The organism is Ensifer sp. EB106-05-01-XG146 (genome assembly GCF_058791875.1).
Genome location: NZ_JBYTDX010000001.1, coordinates 2,583,928 through 2,601,894 on the forward strand (window position 1 = coordinate 2,583,928; position 17,967 = coordinate 2,601,894).

Below are 17,967 nucleotides of genomic sequence, written 5' to 3' on the forward strand. Positions count from 1 at the left end.
GCCGATGTTCGTCGTCACCGACGCCCCGCCGCCCGAGGCGATCGAAGCAATCGGCAACGGTCTTGCAGCCTTCAACGCCGCCGACGTCGGCCCGTCGGAGCGACGCCCCCTCGCCGTCCTTGTCGGCGGCCCCGAGGCACAGGGAGCCCGCGGCGGCCTGAACGGCTACACCGGCTGGGGCTGGCTATTCGTGCAATGGCTGTGGTTACCGGAAGGTCTTCGCGGACAGGGGCTTGCCGGCAAGTTGCTCCAGGCGGCCGAGGACGAAGCGCGCAATCGCGGCTGCCACAGCGCCTGGATCGACACCTTCAACCCGCAGGCCCTGCGCGCCTACGAGCGTCAGGGCTATGCGGCCTTCGGTGAACTGCCGGATTTCCCTGTTGGCCGAACCCGGGTGTTTCTGAAGAAATCGCTCGTCGCGCGATAAGGTCCGGGATCAGACGGCCAGCGGCAACGCAATCGGCTCCGCCTGCATCAGCCTATCATCCCGCCAGGAGATAACGCCGGCAAGTCCGGCATGCACACCCTCTGCCATCGGCACGACGAGCACCCGCGCCGGGTCGACCGGCCCAGGGAACTCGAGTGCCGCGTAACGCACCTTCTCGAAGCCGAGCGGCTGGTAATAGGGCGGATCGCCGACAAGGATCACCGCGTGTGAGCCCTTGCGCCGCGCCGCCTCGACCGCGATACGCACCAGTTCCCGGCCGATGCCCTGGTTCTTGTGCGACGGCCTGACGGCGAGCGGTCCGAGCAGGTGGCCCTTGATCGAGCCCGCCATGACCGGCGTCATCCGGACCGATGCGATCGTCTCGCCATTGTCGGCGCAGATGAAGGACAGCGACCGGTCATGCGGCCCCTGCTCGCGGATGCGCGCGGCCGCCCGGGCAAACCGGCCGGGGCCGAAAGCTTCTTCGTTGATGATTTCGATGGCTGCGTCATGGGACGCGTCTTCGGTCAGATAGACGAGATCGTGCTTTTTCATGAGATCGAGAAACCAGGCATGCGAACAGACATAGGGATGGCTTCGCCCGATGAGGGCGTTGGCAGCATCAGCGTCGTCGCAGGTTTCCCGAGAACATCATCTGTGCGGATTCTTCCAGACACGAAAAAAGTTGTGAAATCGCCGATAGCAGAAATTTGCCCTCTGTCAAAGCCTAAAACGCACTGTTCCGATTTCGCCACCTATCGAATGTCGCTGGAAGCGCTATCTATTGACGCAACGATCACGAAGGAGTTTGTCCGATGGGCAGGTTGGTAGATGGCGTCTGGCAGGACGTCTGGTACGACACGGTGGCAACGAACGGCCACTTCAAGCGCAGCGCTTCGCAGTTCCGCAACTGGGTGACGGCGGACGGGTCGGCCGGCCCGAGCGGCGACGCCGGCTTCAAGGCCGAGGCCGATCGCTATCACCTCTATGTTTCGCTCGCCTGCCCATGGGCCCATCGTACACTGATCTTCCGCAAGCTGAAAAAGCTCGAGGACCTGATCTCCGTTTCCGTAGTCGATCCGCTGATGCTCACCCAGGGCTGGGAATTCAAGGACGGCGGCATCGGCACCGGCGATCATCTCTTCGGCTCGAAGGCGCTGTGGCAGGTCTATACCCGCGCCGATGCCAACTATTCCGGCCGCGTGACCGTGCCCGTCCTCTGGGACAAGAAGCAGAACACCATCGTTTCGAATGAATCCTCCGAGATCATCCGGATGTTCAACTCCGCCTTCGATGGCCTGACCGGCTCGACGCTCGATTTCTATCCGGAAGAGCTCCGCGGCGAGATCGATGCGATGAACACCGACGTCTACAACGACGTCAACAACGGCGTCTACAAGGCAGGCTTTGCCACCACGCAATCCGCCTACGAGGAAAGTGTGACGGCACTCTTTGCCCGGCTGGACAAGCTGGAAGAGCGCCTCGGCTCGCACCGTTACCTCACCGGCAGCCGCCTCACCGAGGCCGACTGGCGGCTATTCACGACGCTGGTGCGCTTCGATCCTGTCTATGTCGGCCATTTCAAATGCAACATCCGCCGGATCGCCGGCTATCCGAACCTCCAAGGGTATCTGCGGGAACTCTATCAGGTGCCGGGCGTGGCCGAGACGGTCGACATGCGCCACATCAAGGAGCACTACTACCGCAGCCACACGACCATCAACCCGACCGGCGTCGTGCCGGTGGGCCCGGTGCTCGACCTCACCGCCCCGCACGGACGCGAGGCGCTGTAAGCCCGCAATGAAACGGGCAATCGATCGCTACCAGTAGCGATCGATTGCGACGTCGCCGGCAAGTTCCGCAAGCCGGCGGCGTGTCGCCGGCGTGGTGTCGTCAGGCAGCGCGTCCAGTGCGAAGAAGCCACTTTCGGAAATCTCGAGATCGGGCGTTTTCGGCGCGCTCTGGCTGACACCGTCACAGCGGTAGAAGACGACGTGGTCGCGGCGGCTCGTGCGCCTGTTGTAGTAGACCTGGACGAGCACCGGTGGCGCCGAAACTTCGAGGTTCCCCTCCTCGCGCAACTCCCGCAGCAAGCCGTCGATCGAGGCCTCGTCGCGGTCGAGCCCCCCGCCCGGCAGGTGCCAGCCCGGCAGGTAGGAGTGGCGGACGAGGAAAACGCGGCCCTCGCCATCGAAACAGGCCGCCCGCACACCCATCGTCATGCCGCGTGCAACAGCGTAGTAGCCATGCGCAAGCCACATCAGCAGCCGGAGATACCAGCGCCGCATCTCCGGTGGCCGATCCTGTTCCAGGCGTTTTTTCCTTCCTCGTCCCGGCCACACGCGATTCATCGGGCGACCTGATTCCCCTCGGCCGGAATATGCGCTAGACGGGGTCGATGTTCAAACTCGCCCATATTTCCGACGTCCACCTCGGGCCCTTGCCCGAGCTATCCCTCAGGGAACTCGCTTCCAAGCGCATCACCGGTTTCGTCAACTGGCACCGCAACCGCAGCCGCCATCTCTTCACCGGTACGCTCGACACCCTGCTGGCCGACATCGAGAAGAAGGATCCGGACCATCTGGCGATGACGGGCGATCTCGTCAATCTCGCCTCCTCGCTCGAGATCAAGGCGGTCACCGAATGGCTGGAGGATGCGGGCAAGCCGGAAAACATCTCCGTCGTTCCGGGCAACCACGACGCCTATGTTCCGGGCGCCTACGAGAAGACCACCCGTGCCTGGTATCCCTATATGCGCGGCGACGATGCGCCGGCGCATTGGCATGACCGGCACCGCTGCTTTCCCTACATGCGCGTGCGCGGCCCGGTGGCGCTGATCGGCTGCTCGACCGCCGTTGCGACCCCGCCCTTTGCCGCCAGCGGCTATTTCGGCCAGCGCCAGGCCCGCGCCACCGTCAATCTGCTGAGACAAGCCGGCGAAGCCGGGCTCTTCCGAATCGTCATGATCCACCATCCGCCGATCCGCGGCGCAACCTCGATGCACAAGCGCATGATCGGCATTCGCCGCTTTGCTGCGACGATCTCGTCCGGCGGCGCGGAACTCGTGATCCACGGCCACACGCACCTCAACACTGTCTATTGGCTGAAGGGCCAGCATGCCCCTGTCCCGGTTGTCGGCATCGCCTCGGCCTCGCAAGGTCCTGGCGGCCACAAGCCGCCGGCAGCTTACAACCTGTTCACCGTCGCCGGTGAAGCCGGGAACTGGCACCTGACGCGCGAGCGCTACGCCCTGAACGACGATGCCACCACGGTGTCGCTCGCCGAAACCACGCGCTTCTAGCCGAACGCAGCCTCCCTCCGCAGAAAATTCATCGCCCGGCGAATAAACCCCGGCCCTGCTGCGTCATACTCCGGTGCGCCGCCGCATGGCAGCGCGCCCGCCTCTGCGCGAATGCAGGACACGCAGTCGTTTGAAACAGCGCGAGGCTTTCGCGGTCATGCGCCAGCAATGGGAGATGGCATGATGAACCACAAGAACCTCGTTTTCGCCCTGTTCGCCGCCGGGGCAACCAGCTTCATGGCGCATGCGGTGATGGCCGCCGGCGAGGATACGAGCGAACCGCCGAAGAAAACCAAGACGACCAGCGAATGCACCGACGGCAAGGTGTGGGACGCCAAGAAAAAGGCCTGCGTTGACGCCAAGAAGAGCGACCTTGGCGACGATATCCTGTTCCAGGCGGCCCGCGAACTCGCCTATGCCGGCCAATATGAAAATTCGATCAGAGTGCTCGGCGCCGTCAAGGACCAGCGGAGCGCCCGGGTGCTCAACTACCTCGGCTATGCCAACCGCAAGGCCGGGCGCATGGAACTCGGCATGCAGTACTACAAACGCGCGCTCCAGGCCGACGAGAACTACATCCTCGCCCGCTCCTACATGGGCCAGGCGCTCATCGAACAGGGCCGCGTCGAGGAAGCGCGTGTGCAACTCGTCGAGATCCGCGACCGCGGCGGCGAAAACACCTGGGCTTACCGCGCCCTGCTGCAGTCGCTCGGCGGCGTCCGCCAGTACTGACCGGGCGGTAACATGGACGGGCGGCGCCAGGCGCCGCCCTCGATCCGACGTGCCACAGACACGGACTGGGACGCTAGGTTTTCTTCGACCCGCTTGCCGCCGGCCCGTTCTTTTTGGGCTCGCTTCCCTTGGCTGCATTTCCCTTCGCCCCGCCTGCCGTGGGACCGCTTCCGGTCGTGCCATCAGCAATCGACTTTGCCTCGTTCTTCTTCTCCGACCATTCCGGCGGCAGGCCGAGCGCGCCGCCGGCGATGCCGCCGAGACCGGACCCCTTGCCGAACACGGCGCAATCCGGATCGGTGGGTTTGCCGGTGACGGCATAGGCGACGCTGTTCTTGACGTTCTTCATCGACGGCAGCTCAAAATCGGACTTCATCGGGTCACCCGATTTTTCGAGCAGCGCACTGAAGTCGCTTGAGAAGTCGCCTGCAAGCTCGAAGGCGTCGGCGGCCGTCGAGGCGCGGGACCCGTTGGTGAGGATGTTGGCGCCACGCGCCCATGCCAGCCCGGCGATCTGCTTGCCCATCGGGTCGAATGCCTCCGCCTCGACCGCGAGACTTCCAAGGCCGATGGGAATGCGCGGAACCGGGATCGGAGCGACGGCCGAGGTGACGGTCGACACGCCGGCGACGACTGCATTGGTCGATTTGACCTTGCTGATCACGGAGCGCACCGCCATGTCGGCGGGCTTGGAGATCGGCACGACGTCGAATTGCTCGCTCAGGGCTTCGCAGAGCGACCGGTCGATCGCCGTGGCCACCAGCTTCTTTTGCGGATCCCCGAGCTTGTCGAGATCCGCGGTGGCGGCAAAGGTTGTCGGGATCACATGCACCGTCTTGACGTTCTTGGTGGCAGCAGAATCCACCCGGTACTTCGTCTTGGTCACCATCCCGTCGCTGGCAACGAAATCCTTGTAGGAGGATAGAGACCCCGTTTCCATGACCTGGGCGCTCTGGCAGGCGGCGAGCCCCGCAAACAAAGGCACCAGCGCAGCCGTGCGAATGACGGCCGCACCTCCCCGAATGCGGCGTCCGCCACAATGTCTCCCGACAAACCTGACAATACTCATGCCATTGCGATGCTGTGCGTTCATTGGCGTATCCCCGACGTCGACCTGCAGTTGTGCATGAGGTCCGGCCAGATTCGGGCCGAACTTTGACGCGATCTCCGGCCACCATTGCAGTTAACGGTAACGAAGCGCGTGATTAACGGCCGCGGGCAAGCGAAAGCTTTTTGGGAAAAGGCGCCATGAAGCAGCAGAATTTGCTTTCCGTTCCGGGACTTCCCTTGCAGACTAAGGAGCAAATGTTTCATATCATCCGCTCGTGCGCAGCACGGCGAATAAATGCATGATCCGGCACGTTTCATTGGAAGAGAAATGCGTCCAGCGGCAGAAACGAAGGACTTCAGACGCGACTTGGTCAGCCTGCTGCCCAAATTGCGCCGTTTCGCGATGACGCTGACGCGCAATGCCAATGACGCCGACGACCTCGTCCAGGAAGCCTGCGAGCGCGCGATCACCCGCAGCCACCTCTGGAACGGAGAGGGCCGGCTGGAAAGCTGGGTCTACGCGATGACGCGCAATCTCTGGGTCGACGAAATCCGCAAGCGCAAGGTCCGCACCGGCAGCGGCACCGTCGATGCGCTCGGACATGACGAACTCAGCATCGAGCCGTCGGCCGAAAAAGCCGTCTACGCCAATCAGTTGCAGAAGATGATCCTGTCGATGCCCGAGGGACTGGCGAGCGTATTCCTGCTGGTCAATGTCGAAGGCCACAGCTATCGCGAGACCGCCGATATCCTGGGCATTCCGATCGGCACCGTCATGAGCAGACTGTCGACCGCGCGCCTCAGGCTCGCGGCGATGATCTCAGAGAATACCGAAAGGAGGGCCTGACCGTTGCAACAGACAAGGGGTCAAGCGCTCGAAGTGCGCCTTTCTGCCTATATCGACGGCGAGATCGGCGAAGCTGAACGAACCGAACTCGACGCGATTCTCGCCCGCGACGAGGACGCCAAGGCGTTGTTCGAGAGGCTGAAGGCCGGCAGCAGCTTCGGCGATACCGCCTTCGAAGATTTCCTGCACGATCCCGTGCCGCTCGCTCTTGTCCGGCAAATCAAGCAGGGTCCAGGGGTCAATCCGAAGACCGAGCGGATTGCGGCAACGACGACCACTGTCCGGCACGCGCGGGTCTGGCCGCGCATGCTTGCCGCATCGGTGGCCCTGCTGCTGCTCGGCGGCGGCGCCGGCTTCATCGTCGGGACGGCGAACACCGGGAGCGAGCCGACCAAGCTCGCCGCAGCGCGTGGCTGGCTCGACGACATCGCCGACTATCACCGCATCTATTCGCGGCAGAAGGAGCATCTGGTCGAGGTCCCGGCGACAGAGGGACCGAAGATCGAGACCTGGCTTGCCGCAAGCGTCGGTGTTCCCTTCAAGGTCCCGCAGCTTTCCGGCAAGGGCCTGACCTTCGAGGGCGCGCGGCTGCTCGTCGCCAACGGCAAGCCCGTGGCGCAGCTCGTCTACCGAAGCACCGAAGGCGAAATCTTCGCGATCTGTTTCCTCAAGAACACCACCGGCCCGCAGGCGGAGCAGTTCGACGAGAGCATCCGCGACGATCTCGGCATGGTCTCCTGGCAGCGAGGCGGCGCCTCGTTCGTGCTCGTCGGCCCGTCTTCGCATGTCGGCATGCAGGACATCGCCGAAGCCGTCGCCGCGACGATCTGAGATCGACGGCAGCCCCTACCCCTGAAACGAAAAGGCCGCGCCGGGTTTCCCCGACGCGGCTTCATTCGTCACGCTGAAGTGTATCAGCCGCGCTTCATCTCGAGTACGCGGTTTGCCGCCGAAACGATCGCTTCGAGCGAGGCGGCAACGATGTTGGTGTTGATACCGGCGCCGAACAGCTTGCCACCCGGGTGCTCCATCTCGACATAGGCGATCGCGGCTGCGTTCGAGCCGTGCTGCAGCGAGTGCTCGGAGTAATCCGCAACCGAGAGGTCGATGCCGAGATAGATCGACAGCGCATTGATAAAGCCGTCGATCGGGCCGGTGCCCTTGCCTTCGATGCGCTTGACCTCGCCATTGTCGGTGATCTCGGCCGCCACCACGCGCACGCCCTTGTGCTCGCCCACCGGATAAGTGTGATGGTCGACGAACTTGATGCGCGCGCCCGGCTGCTCGACGTAGCGCTCGATGAAGCGCTCGTAGATGCGCTTGGACGGCAGCTCCTTGCCTTCCTCGTCGGTGATGCGCTGGATGTCCTCGCGGAACTCGACCTGGAGGTTGCGCGGCAGGTTGATGCCGTAGTCTTCCTGCAGGATGTAGGCGATGCCGCCCTTGCCCGACTGCGAGTTGATGCGGATGATCGCCTCGTAGGAGCGGCCGACGTCACGCGGATCGATCGGCAGGTACGGCACTTCCCAGAGCGGCTTGTTGGCGGTCTTGATCGCCTTCATGCCCTTGTTGATCGCATCCTGGTGCGAGCCGGAGAAGGCCGTGTAGACCAGTTCGCCGACATAAGGATGGCGCTCGGGAATGACCATCTGGTTGGAGTATTCGTAGACTTCCTTGATCCGCTCGATATCGGAGCAGTCGAGCTGCGGATCGACGCCCTGCGTGAACATGTTCAGCGCCAGCGTCACGACATCGACGTTGCCGGTGCGCTCGCCATTACCGAACAGCGTGCCTTCGACGCGGTCGGCGCCAGCCATCAGGCCCAATTCGGTGGCGGCGATGCCGGTGCCGCGGTCGTTGTGCGGGTGCAGCGAGATGATCAGGCTTTCGCGGTTGTCGAGGTTGCGGCACATCCATTCGATCTGGTCGGCATAGATGTTCGGCGTCGCCATCTCGACGGTCGAGGGCAGGTTCAGGATCAGCTTGTTGTCTGGCGTCGGCTTGACGATCTCGGTGACCGCGTTGCAGATCTCCAAGGCCACTTCGAGCTCGGTGCCGGTAAAGCTTTCCGGCGAATACTCGAAGCGGTAGCCGCCGCCGGCCTTGGCCGCCATGTCGGTGATCATCTTGGCGGCGTCGGTCGCAATCTGCTTGATGCCGCGCACGTCCTTGGCAAACACCACGCGGCGCTGCAGTTCACTCGTCGAATTGTAGAAATGCACGATCGGTTGGTGCGCGCCTTCCAGCGCTTCGAAGGTGCGGGTGATCAACTCGGGCCGGCACTGCACCAGCACCTGCAGCGACACATCCTTGGCGACATTGCCTTCCTCGATGCACCAGCGGGCAAAATCGAAATCGGTCTGCGAGGCCGAGGGGAAGCCGATTTCGATTTCCTTGAAGCCCATGTCGAGCAGCAGCTGGAACATGCGGGCCTTGCGATCGTGCCCCATCGGGTCGACCAGCGACTGGTTGCCGTCACGCAAGTCGACCGAGCACCAGATCGGCGCCTTGGTGATCGTCTTCGACGGCCAGGTGCGGTCGGTGAGCGCGATCTGCGGATAGGCCTGGTACTTCACCGCCGCTTCCGGCATGCCAATCTTAACGGGATGGGATTTCTGGATCATTGCAGCTTCTCTTCATCACTGGACGTCCTGGCCGCCTTGCCATACCCGATCGGGGATCGGATTGCGATGGCTAATGCCGCGCCGAACGCGCCTTTATCCTAAAACACTTGATGGGGTCGAGGAGCATCCGCCGGCGTGGCTTTTCGGCCGCCGGGCGCTCCTCAGCGAACCCGGCAACCGCGAGTAAGGCCGAGAAGAAGAAGCGAGGCGAAGGCGCGCGACGGCGCACGATTGGTATCGTGTCCGGCGGGGATCGAGGCGATCCGATATGCGTCAGCCTTGGTCATGCTCAAAGCCTATACACGGCTTGCCAGAGTGGAGCAAGCCACGCGATGGCGAGGATCACCGCAAAAAGAAAAGGGCACCGGCGAAATGCCGATGCCCTCCAAATCCTTGACTTGCTTGCGAACTCAGATGTCCGCAGCAGACGAGATGATCCGCGAAACGAGGCCGTAGGACTTCGCTTCCTCAGCGGAAAGCCAGTAATCGCGGTCCGTGTCCTTGGCGATCTTCTCGACCGGCTGGCCGGTTGCGTCGGCGAAGATCTTGTTCAGGCGATCGTTCATCTTGATGATTTCGCGTGCCTGGATCTCGATGTCCGACGCCATGCCGCGGGTGCCGCCCGACGGTTGGTGAAGCAGGAAGCGGGTGTTCGGCAGGCAAATGCGACGCTCCTTGGGAGCGCCGACAAAGATCAGCGCGCCGGCGGAAGCGACCCAGCCGGTGCCGATGGTCCAGACCTTCGGCTTCACGAACTTGATCATGTCGTGGATGCTGTCGCCCGATTCGACATGGCCGCCCGGCGAATTGACGAAGATGCGGATGTCTTCGTCGCTGGCGGCGGCAAGCGCCACGAGCTGCGAGCAGACCTTCTGCGCCAGTTCCTGATTGATCGACCCGTAGATGAAAATCGAACGCGACTTGAAAAGGTTCGCCTCCGTTTCCTTGCCGAGCGGCAATTCGGTCTTCTTGTCGTCCTCGTCGTCGTTCATCATCCGTTTTTCTCCGGCGTCTCATGAAGTCTTCAGTCAAAGTCAGATAATGCGACTCGACCCCGAAGACAATGCAACAAACCGAAGCGGCGACAAAGCAGCAAGGTCGACTATGCTTATGGTAAAAACACCTACCGCCAAATGCCGTATAGACAGGGGGACGGAGGCCAATAAGATCGGTCGCGTCAAACACTCAAGAGTGGGGCCAGCCTCCCAGGTCCCGCCGATCCATGGGGACACGCATGAACAGACGCATCCTGATCGCCACTGCGGCGCTGATCGCCTCCGCCGCACCCGCCTTCGCCCATCTCAATCCGGCAGAGCACGGCTCGTTTGCCGCCGGCTTCTCGCATCCGCTGTTCGGACTTGACCATATCCTGGTCATGGTCGCCGTCGGCCTCTGGGCGGCGCAGATCGGCGGCCGGGCGCTCGTCGTCGTGCCGGCGGCCTTCGTCGCGATGATGGCAGCGGGCTTCGCGCTGGCGGTTGCCGGTGTCGACCTGCCCTTCGTCGAGCCGGCGATCCTCGCCTCGGTGGTGGCACTCGGCCTGCTTGTTGCCATGGCGGTGCGGCTCGACACGGCAGCATCCGCTGCGATCGTCGGCGTCTTCGCCCTCTTCCACGGCCATGCCCATGGCGGCGAACTCGGCAGCGCCGGGGCGCTTGCCTTCTCGGTCGGCTTCATCCTCGCCACCGCCGCGCTGCACGTGGCCGGCATCGGCCTCGGCATCGCCCTTCAGCGCCTCTCCGGCGGCGGCCTGCTTGCCCGCCTCCTCGGTGGTCTCACGGCTCTGGCCGGCGCTGCCTTGATCTTCGGCTGAAATCAAACGGGCATGCAGCACGGACGAATTATCTTTCTGAACGGCACGTCGAGTGCCGGAAAGTCAACGCTGGCAAAGGCGCTCCGGGAAATCCTCCCGGAGCCCTTTTGTTACTATGCCTCCGACCAGCTTGCCGACGCCGGATTTCGGGTCCTTAGGCGCGGCATGCATCCTGGAATGCGCGGCGAGCGTGCGAGGTTCTTCGACGGATTTCATCGCTCGATCGCAGCCTTCGCCGAGGCCGGCAACGACCTGATCGTCGAGCACATCGTCGAGGAGTCGGAGTGCACGCGCCGATCGAAGACCTGGAGCGTCGCGAGCGCGAGCGCGGCGACCGCACGATCGGCGAAGCCCGCTTTCACCTGAAGACGCACGATTACTGCGCCTACGACCTAGAAGTGGACACGCGCGACCCGACCGATCAGATCGCCGCGCGCATCGTTGACGCCTGGCTCAAACGCCAGTCACTCAGACCGTAGCGGGGGATCTCCCGCTTTAGCCGCGACCGCGATAGGTCGGCACGCCCTGGTCGGGCAGCCACAGGCCCTCGGGCGGCTTGCCGGTCTGCCAGAAGACGTCGATCGGGATGCCGCCGCGCGGATACCAATAGGCGCCGATGCGAAGCCAGCGTGGCTGAAGCAACGACACCAGCCGTTGGGCGATCTCGATGGTGCAGTCTTCGTGGAATGCGCCGTGGTTGCGGAAGGAATGCAGGAACAGCTTCAGCGACTTCGATTCGACCAGCCATTCGTCCGGCACATAGTCGATGACGATATGGGCGAAATCCGGCTGGCCGGTCATCGGGCAGAGCGAGGTGAATTCCGGCGCGGTGAAACGCACCAGATAGTCCTTGCCCTTGTTGCCGCTCGGGACCCGCTCCAGCACCGCGTCTTCCGGGCTCTGCGGCAGGTCGACCTTTGCGCCCAGTTGCGAAAGGCCGGATACGTCAGTCTTGCTCATATGCCTGTTGCTCCATGAGAACATCCGCGCGTGGGTGCGGTCGACTGGCCTCTGCCCTCGTCGGCCCGCTCCGTTTGCGGCCCTTAAATCAGAACTGCCTCAAGAAGGAAACCTCGTCACGGTTGAAGTGCCGTCGACCTTGAATCAGTGGCGCCCGACCGTCGTCTTGACGCGCACACCATGCGCCTTCTCACCTTCGGGCTCCACATGGATCGCGATCTTGGCACCGGGATGCACGTCCCGGATCGCATCCTCGATCCGATCGCAGATGTCATGCGCCTCGCCGACCGGCATCAACTCCGGCACGACCATGTGGAAATCGACGAAGATCGCCGGACCGGCCTGACGGGTCTTCAGATCGTGCACGCCGAGCGAACCCGCGGCGTTGGCGGCGATCGCCTGTTTGATCGCTTCTTCTTCTTCACCCGAGACGGCCCGGTCCATCAGCCCGTCGATCGAGCGCGAGATCACCATCCAGCCCTGGTAAAGAATGTTGCAGGCGACAATGACGGCCAGCAGCGGATCAAGGATCGCGTAGCCGGTGGCGATCGCAAGCACGAGGCCGACGAGAACGCCGATCGAGGTGACGACGTCCGACAGGATGTGGTGGCCGTCGGCGCTGAGTGCCGGCGAGCGGTGCTTGCGGCCGGCGGTGATCAGCACATAGGCCCAGATGGCGTTGATGACGCCGGCGACGAAATTGATCGCCAGGCCGAGAGCCGGTGCTTCCATCAACACTGGCGCCATCATTGCCGGCACCGCCTCCCAGACGATGAGCAGTGCCGCAACGACGATCAGAACGCCTTCGATAACGGCAGAGAAATACTCCGCCTTGTGGTGACCGAAGGGGTGGCCGGCGTCGGCCGGCTTGGAAGCATAGCCGATCATCAGATAGGCGATGACCGCCGCGATCACGTTGACGGTCGACTCTAGCCCGTCGGAGAGAAGCGCGATCGAGCCTGTCAGCCACCAGGCAAGCAGCTTCAGGCCGAGCACAGCGAGCGAGAGCGGTATGCCCCAGAAAGCAAGGCGGAGCACGGTGCGGTTTTCGGTTCCAGTCGTCATTGTCATTCCTCGTGCAGATGCAAACGAGTTGCAAACGCAAGCCCATTCAAACGCAAAACCGCCCGCGCGAATTTTCGCGCAGGCGGTCGATGGACAAGCATATGCTGGATTAAGCGGCGCTTGTCAAAGATTGGATCGGCCGGTTCCGGTTTCTCCGCAGGCAATCGCCTCGAAAGGCAGAGCACCGGCTTCGATCTCCGCATCACCGGCGGCCTTATCGCCCCTGCCGATGAAGAAGAATACCACGGCCGCAGTTGCGACAGTGATGCCGGTCAAAACCAGAAGCAGGACGCTGAACGCGTCGCCATAGGCCTGCAGCAGCGCGGCGTGCGATGTCTCAGGGGCAAGCTGCATCGCCGCGGGCAGATTGCCGGTGACGATACGCTGCGCCATGGGAGCCGCAGTGGCGCCGGCTTCCGATCCGAGGTTCCAGGCCGTAAGCGCGGAGAGGATGGCGGTCACGATCGCCAGCGCAATGCCCTCCCCGGCCACGCGCGTGGTGCTGAAGATGCCCGTCGCCATCCCGGCGCGCTCCTTCGGCACGACACTGACCGCAAGCCCGTCCATCAGCCCCCAAGGCAAGCTGATGCCGAGACCGATCATCATCAGTGGTGCAAGCAGCGTGGCCGGCCCGGACCCCGCCGGAAACAGACTGAGCCAGAGGAGCCCGGCCGCCGATATCAGCAAGCCCACACCGCAGATAACCGCCGGCGTGAACCAGCGCGTCAGAAGGCCCGCCGCGATCGGCAGGATCAGAAGCGGCGCGGACATGGCGATCATCATCTGCCCGCCCGCGACGGCGCTCATGCCTTCGATACCGATGAAGCGGACCGGAAGCAGGATGAGCAGCACCACGAAGCCGTAGGCGGGGGCTGCCGCCAGCAATTGCACGCCGACAAAACGCGGATATCGAAACAGCGTCAGATCCAGCATCGGCCGCGCGACCGAACGCTCGATCCGCCAGAAGGCCAGGAAGAAGAACAACGATGCCGCGAGCATCGCGAGCACGAGCGGATGGCTCCAGCCGTTTTCCGGACCCTGCAGAATGCCGAAGGTGAGTGCGGTGAGCGCCGCCGTGAAACTTGCCGCTCCCTTCCAGTCGAGGCCAGCAGCGTCCGGATCGCGTGTTTCCCGCAGGAAGACCGCACCGAGTGCCAGAGACAGGCCGGCGAGCGCCACGACCAGGACGAAGATCGCCGGCCAGCCGAAGGCCTCGACCATCAGGCCGGAGGCGATCGGCCCAAAGGCAAGGCCGACACCGAAGCTGGCGCCGACCAGGCTGAAGGCCCGGAGCCGCTCGTTCTCGTCGAACTCCTGTGCGAGCGAAGCCATGCCGCCGGAAAAGGCGGCGGCCGCCCCAATACCCTGAAGCGCTCTCAGGGCATCGAACCATAGGATATCCCGAGCGAAGGCGAGCCCGGCCGAAAACAGCAGGAAGGCCGCAAGACCACCCAGGAACACGCGTTTGCGACCGAAACTGTCGGCAAGCGCACCGGCCGCCATCAGCGAACTGCCGAAGGTCAGCATGAAGGCGTTGGTGACCCAGTTGAGGGCAACTGGATCGGCGCCGAGGCTGCGACTGATCGACGGCAGCGCCACCGCCGGTCCGGTGAAGGTGAGCGGCATTGCCGCCGCGGCGCAACAGACCGCAAGAAGGACGAGCCGGCGCCCGCGCGGTTCTCGAATTTCGGTTCTCATTCCCCGTTCCATCCGTTCGAGCAAAGGGGATACCCGCGCAGGCCCGGTAGGACCTTGCGTCTTGAGGTCGACACTTGCCGGGTATCGATTGACGAATGCAGGATAGTTTCGACATAATTCGATGAGAACGGCATCAACGCTCCGATCATACCGGAACAAAACGCTCGAATGGAGGTAGCATGGATCGCTTGAGCGGCTTGACCGCCTTCGTCCGCACCGCCGACCTCGGCAGTTTCGTCGCGGCCGGTCGCGTGCTCGGCCTGTCCGCTTCCGCGGTCGGAAAGGCTGTTACCACTCTCGAAAGAGAACTCGGCGTCCGCCTGCTTCAGCGCTCGACCCGTAGTATCCGCTTGACCGAGGAGGGACGCCTCTTTCACGAGCGCTGCCGCCGCATCCTCGATGATCTCGACGACGCCGAGGCGTCATTGGCGGACGCCGTGGCGACGCCGCGCGGTCGGCTGCGCGTCAGCGTGCCGATCGTCAGCTACCACCTGCTGTTGCCGGTGCTGCCGGAGTTCGTACGGCGTTATCCGGAACTCGAACTCGACCTCGACTTCAACGACCGCATCGTCGACCTGATCGACGAGGAAGTGGATGTCGCGATCCGCAGCGGTGTGCTGCCGGATTCACGACTGATGACGCGCGCGCTCAGGCCGTTCCAGCTTCTGCTCTGCGCTGCTCCGTCATACCTTCGAGAGCATGGCAGGCCCGAATGCCCCCGCGACCTCGAAGGACACCATGCGGTTCGCTTCCGCTTTCCCAACAGCCGCAAGCTGCAGGAATGGCCGATCACGCTGCCGCCTGAGGGAAAGGAGCCGCGCCTCAAGACCGTGCTGAACTGCAACAACATGGAAGCGCTCGGCGGCGCCGTGCTTAGCGGCCTCGGCATCGGCTGCCTGCCGGACTTTCTCGCCCGCCACCATCTTCGCGACGGCAGACTGCACACAGTGCTCGACGCCCATCTCGACGCGCCCGGACAGTTCCACCTGTTGTGGCCGTCGAACCGTCACCTCTCCCCCAAGGTCCGCGTCTTCGTCGATTTTCTGAGCGAGCGACTGTTTGCCGATCGCTGCGAGAATGTGCCGGCCATTCAGGCGGCACAGTAGGAACAGAAAGGGCCGCCTCCACGGTGGAAGCGGCACCTTGTCTTCGTCAACATCTGCTCCATCCCGGAATGGGGATTGCCGGGCTAATCAGGCGGCCTTGATCTTGGCGCGCTTGGCGAGGTGCGCCACGACGTTCTCGATCATCCGCATGCCGGCGTCGCCGCCGAGCGTCATGATCGATTCCGGATGGAACTGCACCGCCGCCACCGGCTCCTTCGTGTGCTCGATGCCCATAATCGTGCCATCTTCGCTTTCGGCGGTGATCATGAACTCCGCGGGCAGGCTCGCCGGATCGGCAAAGATTGAATGGTAACGACCGACGGTCACTTCCTTGCCGAGGCCGGAAAAGACGATTCCCGGCTCCAGCACGCGGATGCGCGACGGCTTGCCGTGCATCGGGATCGCGAGTTGGCGGAGATCCCCGCCGTAGGCTTCGGCAAGCGCCTGCAGCCCGAGGCAGACGCCGAAGATCGGCAGGTCGCGCGCCCGCGCCTTCTTGATCGTCGCCTTGCAGTCGAAATCCTTGGGATTGCCAGGTCCGGGCGAAAGCACGACGAGATCCGGCTTCACCCGATCGAAGATCTCCTCGGCGACCGGCGAGCGCACCGTCGTGACGGTTGCCCCCGTCTGGCGGAAATAGTTCGCAAGCGTATGGACGAAGCTGTCCTCGTGATCGACCAAGAGGATGTTGACGCCGGCGCCAACGGCGGCAACGTCGCGACCGGCCTTGCCGGCATTGGCGGATCTCGCATCGCGAATGGCAGCGATCATGGCGGAGGCCTTCAGTTCGGTTTCGGCTTCTTCTTCTTCCGGATTTGAATCGTAGAGCAGCGTCGCCCCTGCCCTCACCTCGGCGATACCGTCCTTGATGCGGATCGTGCGCAGCGTCAGGCCCGTGTTCATGTCGCCATTGAAGCCGACCATGCCGATCGCGCCACCATACCATGCGCGCGGGCTCTTCTCATGGCTTTCGATGAAGCGCATGGCCCAGAGCTTCGGCGCACCGGTGACGGTCACCGCCCAGGCGTGGCTGAGGAAGCCGTCGAAGGCGTCCATGTCGTCGCGCAGGCGTCCCTCAATATGGTCGACCGTATGGATCAGGCGCGAATACATCTCGATCTGGCGGCGGCCGATGACCTTGACCGAGCCCGGCACGCAGACCCGGCTCTTGTCGTTGCGGTCGACGTCCGAGCACATGGTGAGTTCGGATTCGTCCTTCTTGGAGTTCAACAGCTTCAGGATCTGCTCGCTGTCGGCGATCGGATCGTCGCCGCGCTTGATCGTGCCCGAGATCGGGCAGGTCTCGATGCGGCGGCCGGAAACACGCACGAACATTTCCGGCGAGGCGCCGACGAGATATTCCTGATTTCCAAGGTTGATGAAGAAGGAATAGGGCGACGGATTGATCGCCTTCAGCCGGTTGGAAATCTCCGACGGCTTGCTCTCGCAGCGCTCGAAGAATTTCTGGCCGGGCACCACTTCGAAAAGGTCGCCGCGGCGGAAGCTCTCCTTCGCCTTGACGACGAGTTCGGCATATTCGCCCGGGTGATGGTCGCCATGCGGCGGAATGCTGTCGACGGTCTTAAAGGGTTCGCTGGCGATCTCTTCCGCCTTGCCTTCGGTGGTCTTGCCGTCCTTGGCGAAATCGTAGCGGTCGATCCAGGCCTTGGCTGCATAGTGGTCGACGACGAGGATTTCATCCGGCAGGAACAGCACCATGTCGCGCTGGTCGTCGGGACGCTTCAGCTTCAGGTCGATCGCATCGAACTGGAAGGCGAGATCGTAGCCGAAGGCACCGTAGAGCCCGAGGCTCGCATCCTCGGCCGAATGGAAAAGATTGGTGACGGCGCGCAGCACGCTGAACACCGTCGGCATCTTGGAGCGCTCTTCTTCCGTGAAGACGCGATCCGGCGCGTTGATCGTCAGGTCGAGGCGACGGCTGGTCGAAGCGCCGAGCGTGATGTCGGCGACGGTCTTCAGATGTTCGGCGATGATCGCAAGCAGCACTTCGCCGCGGCCGTTATAGGCTTCAATCCAGAGCGAGCGGCCGAAGGAGGAGATGCCGAGCGGCGGGTCGACGACAGCCGTGTCCCAACGAGTGTAGCGGCCGGGATATTCGTAGTTGGAGGAGAACACTGCACCACGGCGTTCGTCGAGCTTGTCCACATAGCTCGCGATCGCCTGGCCATAGGACGCTTCCCGCCGCCGGCGCGTCACCGTAATGCCGCCCTTGGTGGTGTAGCTCTCCGAGCCGTCCTCGAGAATTACCGTTGCCATTCGCCTCGCTCCGTAAAAGCCCGGTCCTTGAGCGGCCTGGATACAAAAAAGCCGCCTCGAAATCTCC

At 63.4% G+C, this 17,967-nt stretch carries 17 protein-coding genes and 1 pseudogene; 9 read left to right on the forward strand and 9 right to left on the reverse strand.

What is annotated here, in order from left to right; translation table 11 throughout:
• Positions 1 to 4: 4 nt before the first annotated feature.
• Positions 5 to 427: a GNAT family N-acetyltransferase gene (locus tag AC3WVQ_RS12905; RefSeq protein ID WP_060606701.1), complete on the forward strand. Its 423-nt coding sequence runs from the start codon at positions 5 to 7 to the stop codon at positions 425 to 427.
• 9 nt (positions 428 to 436) lie between these two features.
• Here the strand turns inward: AC3WVQ_RS12905 and AC3WVQ_RS12910 are convergent, their stop codons facing one another.
• Positions 437 to 982 (reverse strand): GNAT family N-acetyltransferase, encoded by a 546-nt coding sequence (locus AC3WVQ_RS12910; RefSeq protein WP_034788838.1) that lies wholly within the window; start codon positions 980 to 982, stop codon positions 437 to 439.
• Positions 983 to 1,242: 260 nt separating this feature from the next.
• Here AC3WVQ_RS12910 and AC3WVQ_RS12915 point away from each other — a divergent pair, with 260 nt between their 5' ends.
• The gene (locus AC3WVQ_RS12915; RefSeq protein ID WP_110819307.1) at positions 1,243 to 2,220 is read left to right on the forward strand and encodes a glutathione S-transferase family protein; all 978 of its coding nucleotides are present in this window, start codon (positions 1,243 to 1,245) and stop codon (positions 2,218 to 2,220) included.
• A gap of 27 nt (positions 2,221 to 2,247) precedes the next feature.
• On the opposite strand, the gene AC3WVQ_RS12920 is transcribed toward AC3WVQ_RS12915, so the two are convergent.
• Positions 2,248 to 2,715 (reverse strand): NUDIX domain-containing protein, encoded by a 468-nt coding sequence (locus tag AC3WVQ_RS12920; RefSeq protein ID WP_110819308.1) that lies wholly within the window; start codon positions 2,713 to 2,715, stop codon positions 2,248 to 2,250.
• A 110-nt stretch (positions 2,716 to 2,825) separates the two neighbouring features.
• Here AC3WVQ_RS12920 and AC3WVQ_RS12925 point away from each other — a divergent pair, with 110 nt between their 5' ends.
• Both AC3WVQ_RS12925 and AC3WVQ_RS12930 read left to right on the forward strand, forming a co-directional pair.
• Positions 2,826 to 3,728 carry a metallophosphoesterase family protein gene (locus AC3WVQ_RS12925; RefSeq protein ID WP_034788848.1) on the forward strand — a complete coding sequence of 301 codons (903 nt, stop codon included), beginning with the start codon at positions 2,826 to 2,828 and terminating at the stop codon, positions 3,726 to 3,728.
• A gap of 183 nt (positions 3,729 to 3,911) precedes the next feature.
• Positions 3,912 to 4,460 (forward strand): tetratricopeptide repeat protein, encoded by a 549-nt coding sequence (locus AC3WVQ_RS12930; RefSeq protein WP_090298542.1) that lies wholly within the window; start codon positions 3,912 to 3,914, stop codon positions 4,458 to 4,460.
• Between the two features lie 73 nt (positions 4,461 to 4,533).
• On the opposite strand, the gene AC3WVQ_RS12935 is transcribed toward AC3WVQ_RS12930, so the two are convergent.
• Positions 4,534 to 5,553: a DUF3313 domain-containing protein gene (locus tag AC3WVQ_RS12935; protein WP_110819309.1), complete on the reverse strand. Its 1,020-nt coding sequence runs from the start codon at positions 5,551 to 5,553 to the stop codon at positions 4,534 to 4,536.
• Positions 5,554 to 5,838: 285 nt separating this feature from the next.
• On the opposite strand from AC3WVQ_RS12935, the gene AC3WVQ_RS12940 reads away from it, so the two are divergent.
• The gene (locus tag AC3WVQ_RS12940; RefSeq protein ID WP_034788854.1) at positions 5,839 to 6,357 is read left to right on the forward strand and encodes an RNA polymerase sigma factor; all 519 of its coding nucleotides are present in this window, start codon (positions 5,839 to 5,841) and stop codon (positions 6,355 to 6,357) included.
• A 3-nt stretch (positions 6,358 to 6,360) separates the two neighbouring features.
• Entirely contained in the window at positions 6,361 to 7,188 is an 828-nt protein-coding gene (locus AC3WVQ_RS12945; RefSeq protein WP_034788856.1) for an anti-sigma factor family protein, read from the forward strand.
• Between the two features lie 83 nt (positions 7,189 to 7,271).
• Here the strand turns inward: AC3WVQ_RS12945 and leuA are convergent, their stop codons facing one another.
• Together leuA and AC3WVQ_RS12955 are read right to left on the reverse strand one after the other, a co-directional pair.
• Positions 7,272 to 8,981, reverse strand: a complete 1,710-nt coding sequence (leuA, locus tag AC3WVQ_RS12950) for a 2-isopropylmalate synthase (RefSeq protein WP_060518745.1) — start codon at positions 8,979 to 8,981, stop codon at positions 7,272 to 7,274.
• Positions 8,982 to 9,391: 410 nt separating this feature from the next.
• Entirely contained in the window at positions 9,392 to 9,976 is a 585-nt protein-coding gene (locus tag AC3WVQ_RS12955) for an ATP-dependent Clp protease proteolytic subunit (protein WP_034788862.1), read from the reverse strand.
• A gap of 239 nt (positions 9,977 to 10,215) precedes the next feature.
• On the opposite strand from AC3WVQ_RS12955, the gene AC3WVQ_RS12960 reads away from it, so the two are divergent.
• Together AC3WVQ_RS12960 and AC3WVQ_RS12965 are read left to right on the forward strand one after the other, a co-directional pair.
• Positions 10,216 to 10,794, forward strand: coding sequence for a HupE/UreJ family protein (locus AC3WVQ_RS12960; RefSeq protein ID WP_090298437.1), 579 nt, complete (start codon positions 10,216 to 10,218; stop codon positions 10,792 to 10,794).
• 12 nt (positions 10,795 to 10,806) lie between these two features.
• Positions 10,807 to 11,273: pseudogene (locus AC3WVQ_RS12965) on the forward strand (chloramphenicol phosphotransferase CPT family protein).
• A 16-nt stretch (positions 11,274 to 11,289) separates the two neighbouring features.
• Here AC3WVQ_RS12965 and queF read toward each other — a convergent pair.
• The 3 genes from queF to AC3WVQ_RS12980 all read right to left on the reverse strand — a co-directional run bounded on the left by queF (position 11,290) and on the right by AC3WVQ_RS12980 (position 14,517).
• Positions 11,290 to 11,754 carry a preQ(1) synthase gene (queF, locus tag AC3WVQ_RS12970; RefSeq protein WP_034788869.1) on the reverse strand — a complete coding sequence of 155 codons (465 nt, stop codon included), beginning with the start codon at positions 11,752 to 11,754 and terminating at the stop codon, positions 11,290 to 11,292.
• Positions 11,755 to 11,898: 144 nt separating this feature from the next.
• Positions 11,899 to 12,819: a cation diffusion facilitator family transporter gene (locus AC3WVQ_RS12975; protein ID WP_370689595.1), complete on the reverse strand. Its 921-nt coding sequence runs from the start codon at positions 12,817 to 12,819 to the stop codon at positions 11,899 to 11,901.
• A gap of 123 nt (positions 12,820 to 12,942) precedes the next feature.
• Positions 12,943 to 14,517: an MFS transporter gene (locus AC3WVQ_RS12980; protein WP_110819311.1), complete on the reverse strand. Its 1,575-nt coding sequence runs from the start codon at positions 14,515 to 14,517 to the stop codon at positions 12,943 to 12,945.
• Between the two features lie 179 nt (positions 14,518 to 14,696).
• On the opposite strand from AC3WVQ_RS12980, the gene AC3WVQ_RS12985 reads away from it, so the two are divergent.
• Entirely contained in the window at positions 14,697 to 15,623 is a 927-nt protein-coding gene (locus AC3WVQ_RS12985; protein WP_090298427.1) for a LysR family transcriptional regulator, read from the forward strand.
• A gap of 87 nt (positions 15,624 to 15,710) precedes the next feature.
• Here AC3WVQ_RS12985 and AC3WVQ_RS12990 read toward each other — a convergent pair whose 3' ends face one another.
• Positions 15,711 to 17,900, reverse strand: a complete 2,190-nt coding sequence (locus AC3WVQ_RS12990) for an anthranilate synthase (protein ID WP_060518756.1) — start codon at positions 17,898 to 17,900, stop codon at positions 15,711 to 15,713.
• Positions 17,901 to 17,967: the final 67 nt, after the last annotated feature.